The organism is Flavobacterium johnsoniae UW101, assembly GCF_000016645.1.
Lineage (GTDB): Bacteria > Bacteroidota > Bacteroidia > Flavobacteriales > Flavobacteriaceae > Flavobacterium > Flavobacterium johnsoniae.
Genome location: NC_009441.1, coordinates 121,661 through 140,747 on the forward strand (window position 1 = coordinate 121,661; position 19,087 = coordinate 140,747).

The following is a 19,087-nucleotide window of genomic DNA, read 5'->3' on the forward strand; positions in this document are numbered from 1 at the left end:
TGAAATTTAATTCTTTCAGAAAAATGTATCTTAACAACCCTAACATTAAACTACCAGACGATCCTGATACTATTGTTTGGAAATATCTTGACTTATCTAAATTTTTAGATTTACTGCTTTCTAAAAAACTTTTCATGTCTCGTTCTGATAAATTTGAAGATCAATACGAAGGCACTTTCAGCGAACCTACATACGAGGAGATTAAAAAACTGGCTGTAGACAATCCTGAATTTTTAAATTACTACAAAATACATCGCGAAAAAGTAGCCATTAGCAGCTGGCATATTAACGAATATGAGTCTTTTGCCATGTGGCAGATTTTTACAAAAAACAACGAAGGTTTAGCCATTCAGTCTACTATTGGAAGACTGCAGAAAGCAGTAAGGCCAGAAAACAATTTTGACCAGTATATAGGCGAAGTCAATTACATCGATTATAAAAAAGAATATATTCCGTTTGATGATTTGTTCTTTCCCTTTTTATTTAAAAGAAAAAGTTTTCAATATGAACGCGAAGTCCGTATTCTTACTGATACTTCAAAAAGCGAAATCAAACTAAACGACGGATTAAAAATCAATGTTGATATTAATCAGTTAATCGAAAAAATCTACATTCATCCGAAATCTGAAAACTGGTACAAAAAACTGGTAATCGAATTGGTAGAACGTCTGGATTTTGGTTTTGAAATCGAAAAATCAGATCTGGAAAGTGATATATTGATATAAAGGTTCTGAGGTTCTGAGGTTCTGAGATACTAAGATTCTAAGGTGCTAAGTTCTTCAATCTTTGTGCATAAAAAATAAACCCTGCTGAAAATTATATTTCAGCAGGGTTTTATATTATAATATTCAAGGAAACCCTAATTATCAAAAGCTAAAAAAACTTAGAATCTTAGCACCTCAGAACCTTAGCACCTTTAAATAGGTTTATAACTTTTCACTTCCCATTTTTTAGAAGCTAAGTCAATATAATTGTAATGCAGGACATCATTTTTATCGAATTGACCATTTTGGTTGGTATCTTCAATTGTTCTAAAATACAAGCGGTTTTTAGATTCAATTAAGTTCCAGTCAACTAATTCTTCAAGATCAGCTGAGACTTTTGTAAAATTTTCTCCACTGATATTACTTAAATACAAAGTTTTAATATCACTGGTATCAATTTTACCATCTTTATTAGTATCAGAATCTGTTAAGGTATAAACCATTACTTTATTCTGAGTTTTATCTGCAACTGTTTTTAAATAAGTAGCGGTTAAAATCAAAATAGGTTTATCAGAAAGAGCATGAATAGAATCTGAATCGACTTTTTGAAACTTCAGATTTTGAAGGTAACCTGTAATTTCATATTCGCCTAAATTAGAAATTGTAAAACTCACATCGTTTACACTAGAAGATCCAAAACGGGCTTTTGAGCCTCTTTCAAAAACCCTTAAATCCCCAACAGGATGAATTAAATAATCAGTACCTTCCATTTGAATTGGCAGATCTGCAATTTCAATTTGAGTGGTATCTGCTTTTGTAACACTTACTTTGTTTGACACATCGTAACTTACTTTTGGCTTTTGAACTTCTTCGCGGCAGCTAATTAACGTTCCTATAATTGCTAAGGCTATATATTTAGAGTACTTTTTCATCGACAAATTATATTCAATTATCAAATATACTATTTTTGATTGTAATTTTGGTTTTTATTGAATTTTACTATGACAAATTAAAAGTTACAATCTCGCATTCAGTTTTATATTAAAAACCCTCGAAGTCATATAATTTGGAATCGCATACTGGTTTTTAGAATACACATCGCGCACCCAGGTATTGGTTATGGCATTTTGATTATTAAAAAGATTAAAAATTTCTACACCAAGCGATAATTCTTTAAAGTTTTTCAGCCAGCTCGTTTTAGAACTCTGCGTACTGGCATCAACAAAAACCTTTGCAAAACCAATATCAGCTCTTCTATAATCATTTAACCTGTTTTGATATAAGTACGGATCAGAATAGGCCGGCGCACCGCCTGGCAGTCCTGTATTGTAAACCAAATTCAAATACAATTTTACACTCGGGATATTCGGCATATAATCCTGAAACAGCATTGCAAATTTCAATCGCTGATCTGTCGGTCGGGCAATATATCCTTTGTTTTCGTAGTTTTCTTCGGTTTTTAAATACCCAAAACTAACCCACGATTCTGTTCCTGGAACAAATTCTCCGTTTAATCTAAAATCCAATCCTTGTGCATAAGCTTTTGCATTATTATTGGCAACATATCGAATTCGGACATTATCAATCGAATACACATTTACATCTGAAAGCGATTTATAATACACTTCTGTAACCCATTTAAATGGGCGGTTCCACATTTTAAAATTATAATCGTTGCTCAAAACTACATGAACTGCTTCCTGAGCTTTTACATTTGGATTTACAACACCGTCAAGATCACGAAGTTCTCTATAAAACGGCGGCTGATGATACAATCCTCCAGAAATTCTGAAAACCATATCCATATCCCAATCTGGTTTTATGGCAAATTGCGCTCTCGGACTTACTACAACCTGATTTTTCCCTTCTTCTAAAGCACCCGAAACTTTCCAACTCTGAAAACGTGCTCCAAGATGGTACCAGATTTGGTTTGACCCCAATTGAGATTGTTTATTCCACTGTGCATATCCAGAAAACCTATTAATGGTATTGAAGTTTGTCGCACGAATATCCTGATATGACAAAAGCGGACCTGTATATGGTGTATACGGCTGATTGTTTTCCGGAAGAATAACTAACGGCGGATTAATAGAAAATCCAGCCGAATCGATCATCTCCCACTCTACAATTCTGTCGCGAATAGACTCTCTGGTATATTTCAATCCAAATTCAAGCTGGCTTTCCTGCCATTCTTTAGTCCCCTTAAGTTCGACATTAGCGATTAAAGCATCTAAATCGTTTCGTGCGTGATTTAGCTGAGAACCAATTCCGCGGGTAAAATCTATTGACGATGCATTATTTGGGTTTTCAGGATCAATATTCCCTAAACGATATTGTGCCAAAATATCAAAATGTTCTTGTTCTGTTGTATGAAATAAAGAACCTATAAGTTTTAAAGTCAGCGAAGGCGAAACTTTATATGTTGTTTTTAGAGCACCAAAATAAGTATCATATTGGTCTTTTTCCTGACCTTCATAATAAACCGCAAGCGCCATTGGCTGATCAATAGTTCCAAATTTTGTTTCGCGCGTTAATGGCTGATACAAATATTTATTCTGCGAAATATTCCCTAAAAAGCTCATCTGCCATTTTTCAGAAATATCATAATTTATATTCGTTTGAATATCGGCAAAAGTGGGCGTATAATTGGTTTGTGTATCCTGACTGTTTACAAGCAGACTATTATTGCGGTAACGAACTCCGGTAACGGCTGACCATTTTTTATTTTTTGAAACTAAATCGACAGAAGCGCTTCCGCCTAAAAAACTCGCTTCTAGCGAAGCTCCAAACTGTGTTGGTTTTCTATACGTGATATCTAAAACAGATGAAAGTTTATCTCCAAATTTGGCCTGAAATCCTCCAGCCGAGAAATCTACGTTTTGAACCAAATCAGTATTGGTAAAACTCAAACCTTCCTGTTGTCCTGAACGAATTAAAAATGGACGATAGACTTCGACTTCATTTACATAAACTAAATTTTCATCGTAATTACCGCCTCGAACTGCATATTGCGTACTCAATTCATTGTTTGAATTTACGCCCGGAAGTGTTTTTAGAATATTTTCTATACCGGCATTTGCGCCAGGAATCTTTTTAATTGTCGCCGTTTCTACAGTTGTAATTCCCTGAACCCGTTTTCTGTTTTTGGACGAAACAAAAACTTCACCCATTTGTTCCTGCGAATTATTCATTACAGGATTAAAAACAAAAACTTCATTTGGCTTTAAACTTACTGTAAGGCTGATCATTTTTAAGGAAATATGCGTAAAAATAATCGAAGCTTTTTTATTTGAAATTACTTCAATATCAAAAAAACCATTTACATCAGATTGTGTATTATTTTTTCCCGAAGTTATATTGACATTCGAAACCGGATGATTTTCATTATCTAAAATAATACCTTTTACATGAGCGTTTTGAGCAAATGAAATACAAGTAAAGCACAAGAAAAGTAAAGCGAATATTAACTTGTTTTTATTCAAAGATTTGGGATTTATTTTTGACTTCTAAAAAAATGAGTTTCAAAGATAGTAGAATTTCCTACATTATCAACCACTTCAATTTTTAAAAAGTTTTCACCCTCTGTTAAATATTGATCATCAAAAGTATGTGTAATCTTTCTGTTTTTATTTTCATACTCAAATAAAACCCAGCTTCCGTTTAAATATCCGTTATAAGACTTTATTCCAGAGAGAGAGTCGCCAATTGTAAATTCAATTTTTTTCTGATCGCTGATCCATTTTCCCTCCACAGGTTTTGTAATTTTTATAACAGGCGGAATAGTATCCAGTACTAATCCATACGTTCCTAATATTTTTGCTTTGGCTGTAAAAACGTCTCCTTTTCTAATAGTTCCGGTATAACTCGTTCCTTTTCCAATATAAAGCTTATCTCTCAAAGATTCCGGATACAGCGTATCTTTTATTGTTATCGTAAAATTAGAATGCACCGGAACAGTATCATCGTGAATGTAAACTTTGTTGTTTCGAACATCAAAATTCATATTAAAATCTTCATAGAAAGTCCCGGCTGGAAAGAAAACTGACATATTGCCTTTTTCAAAATTTGTATCTCTATTGTATTTTACAAAATATTTAGACGTTGAAGGTTCTGCCTGCACAAGCGGTGTTGCTGTATCGTATTCAATTGGAACAGTAATTGAATTCTGGTTTCCAAAATAATCAGAAACTTCAATTTTATACGACGAAGCCAGATTGGGCTCAGCCGAAACAATCCCTCTAAGCGAATCTGTTTTAATGATACTTAATGCAAAAGGCGTTTTCATAAAAAGCTTCTGAACACGCTGACTCGTCTTCTTATATCTCGGATAATCGATAAATGCATTGATGTAACGCATTTCATCAAATGAATAGGTGTTAAACTGATAATTGTAATTCTGGTTTCCGTTTAAAAAAGTCGAAACATTAAAAACTCCGTTTTTATTAAAAGATACATCATCAGTATCAACAGCATTAATCCCAAAACCAATTTTTCCGTTTGTTTTTACTTTTCCGGCTAAATAAGTACCGTCTTTTTGAAGTGTCATATTAACCAGCAAAGGCTGTTTTGACTGATTAACTGTTGCATTATCTAACGGATAAACATATAAACTTGATAAAGTTGGTTTTTTGGTATCTTTAATATTTTTATCAAAGCCAAAGAAAATTGGGTTGATTACAAATTCAGTTTTAGAATCACGAATTTCAAAATGAAGATGAGGCCCTTCTGAAGATCCTGTATTTCCTGAAAGCCCTATTAACTGCCCTTTTGTAACCGGAAGTTCATTTGGTTTTGGAAACATTTCGATTTCATACGCTTTTTCTTTGTAATGGGTTTTCTTTACGTAATCCAAAATTGGTCCAACAGGTGTCTGCAAATGTCCGTACACAGAAGTATAACCATTTGGATGCGTAACATAAATGCATTTTCCGTTTCCAAAAGTCGAAATTTTAATTCTTGACACATAACCATCAGCAACCGCGTACACATTTAGTCCTTCTCTTTGATTCGTTTTTAAGTCAAACCCGGCATGAAAATGATTTGGTCTTAACTCGCCAAAATTACCGGAAAGCTGCATTGGAATATCAAGCGGCGGACGGAAATAGTCTTTAGGATATTGGGTTTGAGCGAATATAAAATTACAAATCAAAAGGGTAAGTACAGAAAATCTCATAAGCAACATTTTTGCTAAGATAAGCAAAAAAAAAGCAATTAAAGCAAGAAAAAAACTACAAATATACAATTCATTGAATTACATCTATTTATCTATTTTAATGTAAAAAATTCGATAAAAAATTGCATTAATAAAAAGGAATATTAACTTTGTAGGATTAAGTAATGAATAGGATGTATAATGAGTGTACTTGCAGAAATAATTGATACTCTTGAATATAAAGTCGAAAAGCTTTTTGAAAAATCAAAAGGCCTGGAGAAAAATAATCAGGAATTACGATTAGAACTAGCCAAAGCTGCGCAAATTATCCAGAAACAATCTGAGGAAATGGAAGCTTTGAAAAAGCAATATGAAACACTTAAGATAGCCAATTCGTTACTTGGCAGCGACAATAACAAGAGAGAGACAAAGCTTAAAATAAATTCATTAATTCGCGAAATTGATTACTGTATAGCGCAACTATCAGATTAACAACATGGACGGAAAGCTTAGAATTAAAATATCAATTGCAGACCGTGTTTACCCACTTACGGTTGAACCCGCTCAGGAAGAAGGCCTTAGAAGCGCCTCAAAAAAAATTGATGCCATGATTAAGCAATTCGAAGAAAGCTACGCAGTACGCGATAAACAAGATGTTCTGGCTATGTGTGCATTACAATTTGCATCGCAGGTAGAACAAAAACAAATCGATAACGCAATCGATGGCGAAGAAACTATCGAAAGAATTAAAAGATTAAATTCGCTTTTAGATCAATATCTCGAAAATTAAACGTTCTTTACAGAAACTAAGATACTGCCTACATTAGTTCACAATTGGTAAACTCAACACTAACAATTTAGAATGAGCAAATCGTCGCTACTATAGTATGCCCAGCTTTGACCGGGAAACTTGAACAGTGAGTTAGCTCAAAACTTGTCTTTACGAGTTTATTCAAGCAATTAATGTAGGCTTTTTTTATATATAAACCCTAACAAACATGGACATCATAACGATCATTATTGGTATTGTAGGTATTGCGGCAGGTTTTGCAATAGCTAAAATTATCGAGAAAAGTAATATTTCAAACCTAATCAAAAACGCTAAAAAAGAAGCAGCTTCCATTTTAAAAGATGCTAATTTAGAAGCCGAAAACATAAAAAAAGACAAAATACTTCAGGCAAAAGAGCGTTTTATCGAGTTAAAATCTGAACACGAACAAGTTATTTTAGCACGCGATAAAAAAGTGGCCGAAGTAGAAAAAAGAGTGCGTGACAAAGAATCTCAGGTTTCTAACGAACTTTCGAAAGCTAAAAAAGTCAATGACGAGTTTGAAGCTAAAACTGCTGAATACAACAACAAAATTGAAGTTCTGGATAAAAAACAAGCCGAAGTAGACAAATTACACAAAAGTCAATTACAGCAGCTTGAAGTTATTTCCGGACTTTCTGCAGAAGAAGCAAAAGAACAATTAGTTGAAGGTTTAAAAGCTGAGGCTAAAACCAAAGCTATGTCTCATATTCAGGAAACTATTGAAGAGGCAAAACTTACTGCGCAGCAGGAAGCTAAAAAAATCATCATTAATACTATTCAAAGAGTTGGAACTGAAGAAGCGGTTGAAAACTGCGTTTCTGTTTTTAACATTGAATCTGACGATGTAAAAGGACGTATTATTGGTCGTGAAGGTCGTAACATTAGAGCTCTTGAAGCTGCAACCGGAGTTGAAATCATTGTTGATGATACACCGGAAGCTATTATCCTTTCTTGTTTTGACCCGGTTCGTAGAGAAATTGCACGTTTGTCTTTGCACAAATTAGTAACTGACGGACGTATTCACCCTGCAAGAATTGAAGAAGTTGTTGCTAAAACAGCAAAACAAATCGACGACGAAATTATCGAAGTTGGAAAACGTACCGTAATCGATTTAGGAATTCACGGTTTACACCCTGAATTAATCAAAGTGGTTGGTAGAATGAAATACCGTTCTTCTTACGGACAAAACTTATTACAGCACTCTAGAGAAGTTTCTAAACTTTGCGGTATCATGGCAGCCGAATTAGGCTTAAATGTAAAACTGGCAAAAAGAGCAGGTTTACTCCACGATATTGGAAAAGTGCCGGATACAGAAAGTGATTTACCACACGCATTATTAGGTATGCAGTGGGCTGAGAAATACGGCGAAAAAGACGAGGTTTGCAACGCAATTGGAGCTCACCACGACGAAATCGAAATGAAATCATTATTATCACCAATCGTTCAGGTTTGTGATGCTATTTCAGGAGCAAGACCAGGCGCAAGACGTCAGGTTCTGGATTCATACATTCAGCGTTTAAAAGATCTTGAAGATGTAGCTTACGGATTCAGCGGTGTTAAAAATGCTTACGCAATTCAGGCTGGTAGAGAATTACGTGTAATCGTAGAAAGCGAAAAAGTTTCTGATGACAATGCAGCAAACTTATCATTTGAGATTTCACAAAAAATTCAAACTGAAATGACTTACCCAGGTCAGGTAAAAGTTACTGTAATTAGAGAAACAAGAGCAGTTAATATTGCAAAATAAATTACGCTCTCGATATTATATAAAAAAAGGCTGTCGTGTTGACAGCCTTTTTTATTGCTTTTATATTTTAAAGATCATTAAAAACGATTTTAAAGCTCGTTCCTACTCCAACCTCACTTTCTACCGAAACTGTTCCTTTCATCGCCTCTATTTGGTTTCTGGTAATATACAAACCAATTCCCCTTGCTTCCTGATGCTTGTGAAATGTTTTATACATGCCAAATAACAAATCGCCGTATACTTTTAAATCGATTCCTAAACCGTTATCTGTAATTTTTAATGATTTATAGCCCTCAGGCTCAATTCCAAAATCAAAAACAATAACAGGTTCGCGGTCCGGATGTGCATATTTTATGGCATTTGTTGTAAAATTCAGTAAAACACTCTCCAGATAAGCCGGATTAAAATTAATCGTTAAATACTGCGGTACATTATTTACAATCGTAACTTTCTTTTGATTGTCATAACCTTTTATAGTCGAAATTGTTTTTTCAATGTATTCGTGAAGCTTTAAAGGCTCAACGGCAATATTAATGTTACTTTGTGTTTTTACAATCTGCGTTAAATTAGAAATGGTTTCATTTAAATCATTCGAAACTGTACGAAGATGTTCTAACATTTCTGTAACTGTTTCTTTATCACCATCAGCATCAATAAAATCTAAAATTGATTTTATATTTCCTGCCTGTGTGTTTAAATTATGAGAAACAATATGCGAAAAATTCAACAGTCTGCTGTTTTGATCGCTGTACAGTTTCATTGTTTTTAAAAGTTCTAATTCTTTTTCCTTTTGGGCCGAAACATCTGTGTGGGTTCCAATTACACGTAATGGTTTTCCGTTTTGATCACGTTTAATGACTTTCCCTCTATCCAAAATCCATTTATAATTACCGCTTGAAGTCATTACGCGATGGTAATTTTCATAATATGGAATTTTATTATCAAAGTGTTCCCTGATATCTGAATAATATTTTGGAAGATCATCCGGATGCACGATTTTATCCCAGCGTTCAGGATCATCAAATATATCTGTCGATTCTAATTCTAAAATTTTAAGTGAAAGTGAAGAATAAAAAACATTATTGGTTACCATATCCCAATCCCAAATTCCGGCAGTTGACGCTTCAAGAGCAAACTGAAAACGTTCTTCAGAAATACGAAGTTTTTCTTCTTTATCTTTTAATTCCGTAATATCCGAAATGTGTCCAAAAAAACTCACTCTGTTATCAGGAGACAATTCTGTTTTTGCAGAAACCTTAAACCAGCGAAGACCTTTTTTAGGCAGAACAGCCCTAAATTCAATCTGCCATGGTTCTATTTCTTTTCTTGCTTTTACTAATGACTGAAAAAAAAGTTCGCGGTCCTGTCCTAAGATTCTTTCGTAAATAGTAAGTTTTATATCGTCAGTAAATTCATTTACAGAAAGTTCAAAAATTTCATCTGCTGACTTACTAACCAATGGGAAAGTGTAGTTATTATCACTGTCAATAATAAACTGAAAAATCAAATCCGGCATTTCAGCAAATAACTTTCTGTAAAAATTATTTATCTCTAAGCAATCCTCATTACTATATAAATCAAAAACCATATATCGCTATTTAAGTAAATAATACTATACTAAAACCGAGCCACTGAATACTCAAAAATCAATGTAATTTATTTGCTTTAACGTAGAATTTTAATACAAGGTATTAATTTTTGATTTAAATATTAACAACCTTTCAAAAAAATTATCTGCGCGGATGGTAGGAATGCATTACTTCTTTTAAGAAACTCCTGTCTAAGTGAACATAGATTTCAGTAGTGGTAATCGATTCATGACCCAGCATGAGCTGAATCGACCTTAAATCTGCACCGTTTTCTAACAAATGAGTAGCAAAAGAATGACGCAAAGTGTGCGGGCTTATACTTTTATTTAAATTTATTTTTACTGCCAGATCTTTTATAATTGTAAAAATCATAGCACGGGTAAGCTGATTTCCTCTTCGGTTTAAAAATAAGGTATCTTCACAGCCTTTTTTTATATTAAGATGAACTCTTACTTCGTTTTGATAGATTTGAATATATTTTTGAGTTAATTTTCCAATTGGAACAAAACGTTCTTTGTTTCCTTTTCCGGTAATTTTTATAAAACCTTCATCAAAATACAGATCAGATATTTTAAGCGAAACCAATTCAGAAACCCGAAGTCCGCATCCGTAAAGACTTTCCAAAATGGCACGATTACGTTCTCCTTCATTACTGCTTAAATCAATTGCATCAATTAGAGCATCAATTTCTTTTACAGCTAAAGTATCAGGAAGCTTTCTTCCGGTTTTAGGACTTTCTATTAATTCCAGCGGACTATCATTTCGATAATCTTCAAAAACCAAATAGCTGAAAAAACTTTTTAATCCTGAAATAATTCGCGCCTGAGACCTTGGATTAACTTCTTTAGAAATGGCATATATAAATTGCTGGATAGTTTCATCTGTAATTTTTAAAGGCGAAACTTCAATTTGATTCGTTTCTAAAAAAAGACATAATCTCTCGATATCAAAGCTGTAATTTTCAATTGTATTTTTAGACAAACCTCTCTCTATCCTTAAATACGACTGATAATCTTTTATATAATTATTCCATTTCATATTTACAAAGTAAAACAATTTTGATCATAAAAAAACCTTCCTAAATTAGGAAGGTTCTAAAATATTAAAAGAGATCTTATTAGAACTTATAAGCAAAAGATAAAGCTAAAACGCTGTTTTTTGCACTGTCATAATAATCGCCTTCATTTTCGATATCTGCATTATCTGCAAGAGGAGATAAACCAATTGTATAACGTAAGTTAACAGAAACATTATCTGTAAAATGATAACCAGCTCCTAAATTGAAACCAAAATCTACAGTTTTAAAACCATCTTTAACGTCTTCACCGTTAGATTTTGCAGATAATAAGATTCCAAGTTGTGGACCAGCTTCTACACTAAATTTTTCTACTATGTAATATTTAGCTAAAACTGGGATATTCAAGTAATTTGTTTTAACATCAAAATCTCCTAAAAATGCACCACCATCAAATTTGGTTCCTTGAGTAGAGAACAAAAGTTCTGGCTGGATAGCTAATTTTTCAATGATTTTAATTTCGGCAAAACCTCCAACATGGAAACCTACCAAAGCTTTAGTATCACTAACATCACCACCTGCCCAATTTGAAAGGTTAAGACCTCCTTTTACACCAAATCTTGTTTGTTGAGCGTTAGCAAAACTAAATGTCATTACTGCAATCGCAGCTAAAATAATTTTCTTCATTACAATTTGTTTTGGGTTATTAATTTTCAAATATAAAAATATTCTTCATAATTCTACATTAGGAATTTAACAAATAAAATAGTAATAAGCCCTTAAATTGTTAAGTTAAAATTAATTGATTTTAAAAACACTGTATTCTCGCAAATAAAAAAAGCCTTCCTCAAATTGAGAAAGGCCTTTAAAAAAACTAACTAAATATCTTATTAGAATTTGTAAACTACTCCAAAAGCTACATCTCTTAAGTCAGTTCCGAAGTTAAAACTGTTCGTTTTGTCTGCTCCGTGACCTCCGTTGTTGTTTACATTGTAACCTAAACCAAGCCAAGTAGCTTCGATTGCAAAATGATTAGATAAGAAATAGCTTAAACCTAAACCAAGATTTGCACCAACTTCGTTTGATTTAAAATCTCCAGGTTTTACTTTACTATTAGTAAAATCAACACCTGCCTGACCATAAACAGAGAACTGAGAAGCAGGAGTAAAATAATATCTACCAAATGCTCCAACTGTAAAATCATTAGTTTTGATATCTCCTACTTTTGTTGATCCAAAACCTAATTTCGCTCCAACTGCAATATTCTCAGACACAAAATATCCAACCTTTGGCTCAATTATAAATCCGCTTGTTTTTGCATCTCCTTCTTTAGTTGAGTTAACACTTAAAGCTCCAGAAATAAACGCATCACCTTTAGCAAAACCTCCAGTTTGTGCATTAGCAAATGCAAATCCTAATACTGCAATAGCAGTTAAAATAACTTTTTTCATGATTTAAATTTTAATTACAGAAATCAAAAATAAGATTATACCTATTAAAAAAAGTCCAGTAAACGGTAATAGAGTATTAAAATAAGACAGAATTATATTACAAATAATATATTGACTTTCAGTAGATTAAGCAATAAACACAAAGAAAAAACTTAAAAAACGACAAAAAAAGTGCGAATTTTAATAATTATATAAAGCCACATATAAAACAATAAAATCAAAATAATGTAGTTTTGAATTGTAGAATAACATTTAAAACACCAAACACTAAAACATTTTTTATGAAGAAAATACTTCTAGCAGCTGTATTGTTCATTGCAACAACAACTGCAATCCAGGCACAATTTATACAAATCGGGGTTAAAGCAGGGGTTAACTTTGCTAACCAAACTGGAGGTTCTGACTTCAATGGGATTTCAGTTGATAAAGAAGGTATTACAAGTTACCATGCAGGTCTTGTGGCGGAACTAAAATTATTAGAAAAATTCTCAATTCAGCCAGAGCTTTTGTACACTACACAAGGAGCAGAATACAAAAGTGCTGTACAGGATTTTAAAAATGAAATGGGGTATATTGCTATTCCTGTAATGGCAAAAATCTACATGACTAAATCTCTTAGTTTAGAACTTGGCCCGCAAGCTTCATTCCTTGTAAGTAATAAAAAGGAATTTGATGCTGCAGATCCAAAAACATTTGACTTCTCTCTTAATGCAGGTTTAGGATTAAAAGTAGTTGGAGGTCTTTTTGTTCAGGCTCGTTACGGTATAGGTTTAACAGAAGTTTCGAAAGACGCTGACTTCAAAAACTCTGTATTCCAACTTTCAGCTGGATATATGTTCTAAAAGAATATCACATACTTTTATAAAAACCGTTCTATTAATTAGAGCGGTTTTTTTATTTTTACACAACTCAATAACAATTGCAAAAATCAACAGCAATATCAATATTTCAATAAATAATTTTTAAATATGAAAATCTGCATTATCAATGGGCCGAATTTGAATCTTTTAGGAAAACGTGAACCAGAAGTTTACGGAAGTCAGACTTTTGAAGATTATTTTGAAACGTTGAAACAAAAATTCCCAAACGTTGAGCTTTCTTATTACCAAAGTAATATTGAGGGTGAATTGATTGGTAAAATTCAGGAAGTAGGTTTTTCATTTGACGGAATTATTCTTAACGCTGGCGCGTATACTCACACTTCTATAGGTTTGGGAGATGCTATGAAAGCCGTTACAACTCCTGTAATAGAAGTTCATATTTCAAATACTTATGCACGCGAAAGCTTTAGACATCAATCTTATTTATCCGGAAATGCTAAAGGCGTAATTTTAGGTTTTGGATTAAAAAGCTACGAATTGGCAATTCAATCTTTTTTGTAATATAACATCCCTAAACGAATTCAAAGATTTGAAAAGAAACCCGGCTTTGACTTAGTTGAGTCTTTTAAAAGACATCTTGTAGATAGATTTACAATTTAACAAATTATTAATAAGCTCATTTTGAACTTGTTTTATTTTTGTGAGAGAAACCACTTTCATGAAAAACATTACTATACTCGCCTTTCTAATATTTTCAATTTCTAATTTTGCCCAAATCAAAGGAACTGTAACCGATGAAAAGGGAAATCCGCTGCCTTTTGTTTCTATTTTTGAAGAAGGCACCTACAGAGGAACTACTTCAAATGAACAAGGACAATACCAGCTGCAGGTAAAAGAAATTGGAAAAAATAAAATCGTTTTTCAATATCTTGGATTTAAAACCCAGAAACTGACTGTTTCGTCTGATTCTAAAATTTTGACTTTAGATGTAAAAATGCAGGAAGAAAGTTTTGCATTGAATGAAGTTGTGATAGACCCAAAAAATAATCCTGCAAATGCAATCATCAAAAACGCTATTGCAAACCGAAAGGAAAACTCCGAAAAAACAGCCCGATTTACAGCCGATTTTTATTCAAAAGGTATTTTAAAAGTAAAAGATCTGCCTAAAAAAATATTAGGCCAAAAAGTAGATCTTGGACCAGATTTATCATCCAATTTAGATTCAACCGGAACTGGGATTTTATATTTATCTGAAACCATCTCAAAAATTTCCTATCAAAAACCAGATAAGTTAAAAGAAACGATAATTGCATCAAAAATCTCTGGAAACAATAAAGGCTTTAGTTACAACACTGCAGCTTTATCTACTTACGATTTCTATGACAACACTTTAGAGTTTGACATTAACCTCATCTCTCCTATTGCTAATAATGCTTTCAGTTATTATAAATACAAACTGGAAGGTAGTTTTTATGACGATAATAAAAACCAGATTTATAAAATTAAAGTAATCCCAAAACGCGATAAAGAACCTGTTTTTGAGGGATACATTTATATTGTTGATGACAGTTTTGCTATTTATGCAGTAGATGTAGACATTAAAGGATATAGAGTAAAAAATGAATTTACTGAAAGTATGACTTTAAAACAAAGCTTTAGTTACAATTCAAAAAACAAAATCTGGTCAAAAAACGCACAAACTCTTTCTTTTAATGCAGGTGGTTTTGGAGTAAAATTTTCTGGTCAGTTTAATTACGTTTATTCCAATTATGAATTTCCGGATTCATTTGCCAAGAAAACTTTTGGAAACGAAATTGTTGCTTTTGATTTGAATGCAAATAAAAAAGATGACTCGTACTGGAATGAAATACGCCCCATTCCTTTAACACTTGAAGAAAGCACTGATTATACTAAAAAGGACAGTCTGCAGACCATTAGAAAATCAAAAAAATATACCGATTCTATAGATGCTAAAAACAATAAATTCAAAGTTTTGAATATTCTGGGAGCTTATGATTATAAAAACACTTTTAAAAAATATTCGTTTGCATTTGATGGCTTATTAAGTCCGACATCTTTGAGTTTTAATACCGTTCAGGGATTTAATCTTGGGACTGGTTTTTCATTTAAAAAATGGAATGAAGAAACCGGAAAAAGCACTTCAATAAGCACCGATTTTAATTATGGCTTTTCGGATGAACGTTTGCGTGTTACTGGTCAGTTCACCCACCGATTTAATGCAATTAACTATGCCACAATTTCGGCCTATGGAGGAACAAAAACGGCTCAGTTTAATAGTGCTGAACCTATCAGTAAATTGGTCAATTCTGTAAGTTCTTTATTTTTCAAAGACAATTACATGAAATTATACAATCTGGAATTTGCTCAGGTTAATTACACGCAGGATATTGCAAACGGAATTAATTTAAATGCAAAATTAGCTTACGAACAACGAAAACCACTTTTTAATACTACTGATTATTCTTTTTTTAAAAGAGATGATATTTATTCATCAAATAATCCTCTGGCGCCGGATGATTTTAGCACTCCCGCATTCAGCCAGCATCATTTAATGAAGGCCAATTTGAATTTCAGATTTAATTTTGGAAACAAATACATTTCAAGACCAGACGGAAGATATAATTTTAAAGATGAAAAATACCCAACAGTTTATCTCGCTTTTGAAAAAGCTTTTGCTGCAAGTGAGAAAAACTATGAATTTGAACGTATTGGAACCGCTGTTCAATATGATTTAAAACTAAATAATAAAGGTATTTTAGGAATGAATTTTAAAGCTGGTAAATTCTTTAATGCCGAAAATATTTCTTTTATCGATTACAGACATTTTAACGGAAATCAAACTCACATAGGCACAAGCGATCGATATTTGAATGTTTTCAATTTAATGCCGTACTACGCAAACAGCACAAACGACAGCTATTTTGAAATGCATTTGGAACACAATGACATGGGATTCATAATGAATAAGATTCCGCTTTTAAATCTTTTAAAAGCAACTATGAACCTGGGCTTTCATTCACTGGCAATTCCGGATCGTAAACCTTATACTGAATTTACGGTAGGTTTAGACAATTTAGGTTTCGGAAAATTTAAATTGTTCAGAGTCGATTATGTACATTCTTACCAAGGCGGTATGCAGCAGAATGGTGTTGTGTTTGGATTGAAGATTTTGAATGTGTTGAATTAAGATACAGAGCTACAAAGGGACAGAGTTACAAAGGTATATACTTTCAGAAGTTCTCGACTTCGCTCGAACTGACAAACATATCCAAAAAAAAATCCGTTTACTCTTTTAAAGAATAAACGGATTTTTTATATCTCAATCTTTGCTAAAATTAAACCTTTGTCCCTTTGCAACTCAACAATGATAATCATCCGGTTCAATATGTATCAAAACATTTCCTAACTGCGGAATTTGTTCTTTTAAAGTATCCTGTAATTTATGTGACAAATCATGTCCTTCTTTTACCGAAATTTTAGCCGAAACTATGGCATGAAGATCAACATGGTAACGCATTCCGGCTTTTCTGATGAAACATTTTTCTGTTCCAAGAATTCCGGGAACCTTTAAGGATACAACGCGAATTTCTTCGACTAAATCATCGTTTAGGTTTTCATCCATGATTTCACCAAGTGCAGGCCTGAAAATTTTGTAGCTGTTATACAAGATAAAAAATGCTGCAAAAAGTGCAGCCCAGTCATCTGCAGATTCGTAACCTTTTCCCATAAACAAAGCAATTGAAATTCCAACAAATGCCGCAACAGAAGTTATAGCATCGCTGCGATGATGCCATGCATCAGCCGCTAAAGAAGAACTGTTTGTTTGTTTGCTTCGTTTCATTACAACCCGAAACGAATATTCTTTCCAGATGATAATTGCGCCTAAAACATACAACGTCCATGATTTTGGTAAATCGTGAGAAGTACTGATATTGGCGATACTTTCGTAACCAATAATAGTTGCCGAAGTAATTAAAAACCCAACCACCAAAAAAGTAATTAAAGGTTCTGCACGACCATGACCATACGGATGGTTTTCATCTGCGGGTTTATTAGAATATTTAATTCCGAATAAGACCAAAAAAGACGAAAATATATCTGTAGTCGATTCGATCGCGTCTGCAATCAAGGCGTATGAATTGCCAAAAAAACCTGCGAGACCTTTTATAAGGGCCAGGCAGGTATTTCCTATTATACTAAAAATAGTAGCTTTTACAGCTTTTTGTTCGTTTGTCATTTAGACTATTTTTTTTACCGCGAATTCACAAATTAGTTTAATTCGTGAATTCGCGGGTAACTTTTTTTAAGCTCTCACGATTTTTGCACCGATTGCTCTCAAACGCTCGTCAATACGCTCGTATCCACGGTCAATCTGCTCAATATTTTGAATTGTGCTTGTTCCTTTTGCAGAAAGCGCCGCAATCAATAATGAAATTCCTGCACGAATATCAGGAGATGACATTGTTGTTGCTTTTAATTGAGATTCGAAATTATGTCCCATAACCACAGCTCTATGCGGATCACATAACATAATTTTTGCTCCCATATCAATTAATTTATCTACGAAGAACAAACGGCTTTCGAACATTTTTTGGTGAATTAAAACATCACCTTTTGCCTGTGTTGCCACAACTAAAACAATACTTAACAAGTCAGGAGTAAATCCCGGCCATGGTGCATCGGCAATTGTTAAGATTGATCCGTCGATATCTGTTTTTACTTCATATCCGTCTTTGTGAGCAGGAATATAAATATCGTCGTTACGTTTTTCGATTGTAATACCTAATTTTCTAAATGTATTTGGAATCAAACCTAGGTTTTCCCAGCTTACATTTTTGATCGTAATTTCGCTTTTTGTCATAGCCGCAAGACCAATCCAAGAACCAATTTCGATCATATCCGGTAAAATTGTATGCTCACATCCTCCAAGACTTTCAACACCTTCAATAGTCAACAAGTTAGAACCAACTCCAGTGATTTTTGCTCCCATTGAGTTCAGCATTTTACACAGTTGCTGTAAGTAAGGTTCGCAGGCTGCATTGTAAACAGTAGTTGTTCCATTTGCTAAAACCGCAGCCATTACAATATTTGCAGTTCCTGTTACAGAAGCTTCATCAAGAAGCATATCTGTTCCTTTAAGTCCTTCTTTTGGAGATTCTACTCCATAAAAGTGATCTTCTCTATTGTATCTGAATTTTGCACCAAGATTAATAAATCCTTCAAAATGCGTATCTAATCTACGACGTCCAATTTTGTCTCCTCCTGGTTTTGGAATATATCCTTTTCCAAAACGAGCCAAAAGCGGTCCAACAATCATAATAGAACCACGAAGCGCTCCGCCTTCTTTCTTGAAAGCTTCAGTTTCTAAGTATCCAACGTTTACTTCATCTGCCTGAAAAGTAATTGATCCCGGCTCATTACGTTGAATTTTAACCCCTAAATTACCCAACAAAGTGATTAATTTATTGATGTCTATAATATCAGGAATGTTATTAATTTTCACTTTCTCTCCTGTCAGCAGCACGGCACATAAAATTTGTAATGCCTCATTCTTTGCTCCTTGTGGAGTGATTTCTCCTTTTAGAGGTGTCCCTCCTTCGATTTTAAAAATTCCCATAGATCTTTGTTAAGGTTCTTTTAAAGTTTCTAAGGTTCTGAGATCCTAAGATTCTAAGTAAAAAACTTAGCGTCTTAGAAACTTAGCAGCTTAGCAGCTTTTTCTATTTTTGTTTTTGTTTATTTTTTAAGCATCTAAGTAAAAAATCTTAGCAGTTTA

16 protein-coding genes are annotated in these 19,087 nt (G+C 33.3%); 7 read left to right on the plus strand and 9 right to left on the minus strand.

Going from position 1 to position 19,087, the window contains the following annotated elements:
- Positions 1 to 23 precede the first annotated feature (23 nt).
- On the plus strand, positions 24 to 725 hold the full coding sequence (locus FJOH_RS00650) for a hypothetical protein (RefSeq protein WP_012022226.1): 702 nt from the start codon (positions 24 to 26) through the stop codon (positions 723 to 725).
- A gap of 191 nt (positions 726 to 916) precedes the next feature.
- On the opposite strand, the gene FJOH_RS00655 is transcribed toward FJOH_RS00650, so the two are convergent.
- The 3 genes from FJOH_RS00655 to FJOH_RS00665 all read right to left on the minus strand — a co-directional run bounded on the left by FJOH_RS00655 (position 917) and on the right by FJOH_RS00665 (position 5,877).
- Positions 917 to 1,636, minus strand: a complete 720-nt coding sequence (locus FJOH_RS00655; protein WP_012022227.1) for a hypothetical protein — start codon at positions 1,634 to 1,636, stop codon at positions 917 to 919.
- Between the two features lie 84 nt (positions 1,637 to 1,720).
- The gene (locus FJOH_RS00660; protein ID WP_012022228.1) at positions 1,721 to 4,186 is read right to left on the minus strand and encodes a TonB-dependent receptor plug domain-containing protein; all 2,466 of its coding nucleotides are present in this window, start codon (positions 4,184 to 4,186) and stop codon (positions 1,721 to 1,723) included.
- An 11-nt stretch (positions 4,187 to 4,197) separates the two neighbouring features.
- Positions 4,198 to 5,877, minus strand: coding sequence for a M23 family metallopeptidase (locus FJOH_RS00665; protein WP_052295216.1), 1,680 nt, complete (start codon positions 5,875 to 5,877; stop codon positions 4,198 to 4,200).
- Between the two features lie 180 nt (positions 5,878 to 6,057).
- On the opposite strand from FJOH_RS00665, the gene FJOH_RS00670 reads away from it, so the two are divergent.
- From FJOH_RS00670 to rny, 3 genes are all read left to right on the plus strand, one after another.
- Positions 6,058 to 6,348 (plus strand): hypothetical protein, encoded by a 291-nt coding sequence (locus tag FJOH_RS00670; protein WP_012022230.1) that lies wholly within the window; start codon positions 6,058 to 6,060, stop codon positions 6,346 to 6,348.
- 4 nt (positions 6,349 to 6,352) lie between these two features.
- Positions 6,353 to 6,646 carry a cell division protein ZapA gene (locus FJOH_RS00675; RefSeq protein WP_012022231.1) on the plus strand — a complete coding sequence of 98 codons (294 nt, stop codon included), beginning with the start codon at positions 6,353 to 6,355 and terminating at the stop codon, positions 6,644 to 6,646.
- A 208-nt stretch (positions 6,647 to 6,854) separates the two neighbouring features.
- On the plus strand, positions 6,855 to 8,414 hold the full coding sequence (rny, locus tag FJOH_RS00680) for a ribonuclease Y (protein WP_012022232.1): 1,560 nt from the start codon (positions 6,855 to 6,857) through the stop codon (positions 8,412 to 8,414).
- A 67-nt stretch (positions 8,415 to 8,481) separates the two neighbouring features.
- On the opposite strand, the gene FJOH_RS00685 is transcribed toward rny, so the two are convergent.
- The 4 genes from FJOH_RS00685 to FJOH_RS00700 form a co-directional block, all read right to left on the minus strand.
- On the minus strand, positions 8,482 to 10,002 hold the full coding sequence (locus FJOH_RS00685; protein ID WP_012022233.1) for a sensor histidine kinase: 1,521 nt from the start codon (positions 10,000 to 10,002) through the stop codon (positions 8,482 to 8,484).
- Between the two features lie 142 nt (positions 10,003 to 10,144).
- Positions 10,145 to 11,041, minus strand: coding sequence for a site-specific tyrosine recombinase XerD (xerD, locus tag FJOH_RS00690; protein WP_012022234.1), 897 nt, complete (start codon positions 11,039 to 11,041; stop codon positions 10,145 to 10,147).
- Positions 11,042 to 11,120: 79 nt separating this feature from the next.
- Positions 11,121 to 11,705, minus strand: a complete 585-nt coding sequence (locus FJOH_RS00695) for a porin family protein (RefSeq protein ID WP_012022235.1) — start codon at positions 11,703 to 11,705, stop codon at positions 11,121 to 11,123.
- A gap of 203 nt (positions 11,706 to 11,908) precedes the next feature.
- Complete coding sequence (locus FJOH_RS00700; RefSeq protein ID WP_012022236.1) at positions 11,909 to 12,469, minus strand: outer membrane beta-barrel protein; 561 nt, start codon at positions 12,467 to 12,469, stop codon at positions 11,909 to 11,911.
- A 281-nt stretch (positions 12,470 to 12,750) separates the two neighbouring features.
- Here FJOH_RS00700 and FJOH_RS00705 point away from each other — a divergent pair, with 281 nt between their 5' ends.
- The 3 genes from FJOH_RS00705 to FJOH_RS00715 all read left to right on the plus strand — a co-directional run bounded on the left by FJOH_RS00705 (position 12,751) and on the right by FJOH_RS00715 (position 16,498).
- Positions 12,751 to 13,311, plus strand: coding sequence for a porin family protein (locus tag FJOH_RS00705; protein WP_012022237.1), 561 nt, complete (start codon positions 12,751 to 12,753; stop codon positions 13,309 to 13,311).
- A gap of 126 nt (positions 13,312 to 13,437) precedes the next feature.
- The gene (gene aroQ, locus FJOH_RS00710) at positions 13,438 to 13,851 is read left to right on the plus strand and encodes a type II 3-dehydroquinate dehydratase (RefSeq protein ID WP_012022238.1); all 414 of its coding nucleotides are present in this window, start codon (positions 13,438 to 13,440) and stop codon (positions 13,849 to 13,851) included.
- A 157-nt stretch (positions 13,852 to 14,008) separates the two neighbouring features.
- Positions 14,009 to 16,498 carry a DUF5686 and carboxypeptidase regulatory-like domain-containing protein gene (locus FJOH_RS00715; protein WP_012022239.1) on the plus strand — a complete coding sequence of 830 codons (2,490 nt, stop codon included), beginning with the start codon at positions 14,009 to 14,011 and terminating at the stop codon, positions 16,496 to 16,498.
- A gap of 171 nt (positions 16,499 to 16,669) precedes the next feature.
- Here the strand turns inward: FJOH_RS00715 and FJOH_RS00720 are convergent, their stop codons facing one another.
- Positions 16,670 to 17,548 (minus strand): cation diffusion facilitator family transporter, encoded by an 879-nt coding sequence (locus FJOH_RS00720; protein ID WP_012022240.1) that lies wholly within the window; start codon positions 17,546 to 17,548, stop codon positions 16,670 to 16,672.
- A 66-nt stretch (positions 17,549 to 17,614) separates the two neighbouring features.
- Positions 17,615 to 18,928 (minus strand): UDP-N-acetylglucosamine 1-carboxyvinyltransferase, encoded by a 1,314-nt coding sequence (gene murA / locus FJOH_RS00725; RefSeq protein ID WP_012022241.1) that lies wholly within the window; start codon positions 18,926 to 18,928, stop codon positions 17,615 to 17,617.
- Positions 18,929 to 19,087: the final 159 nt, after the last annotated feature.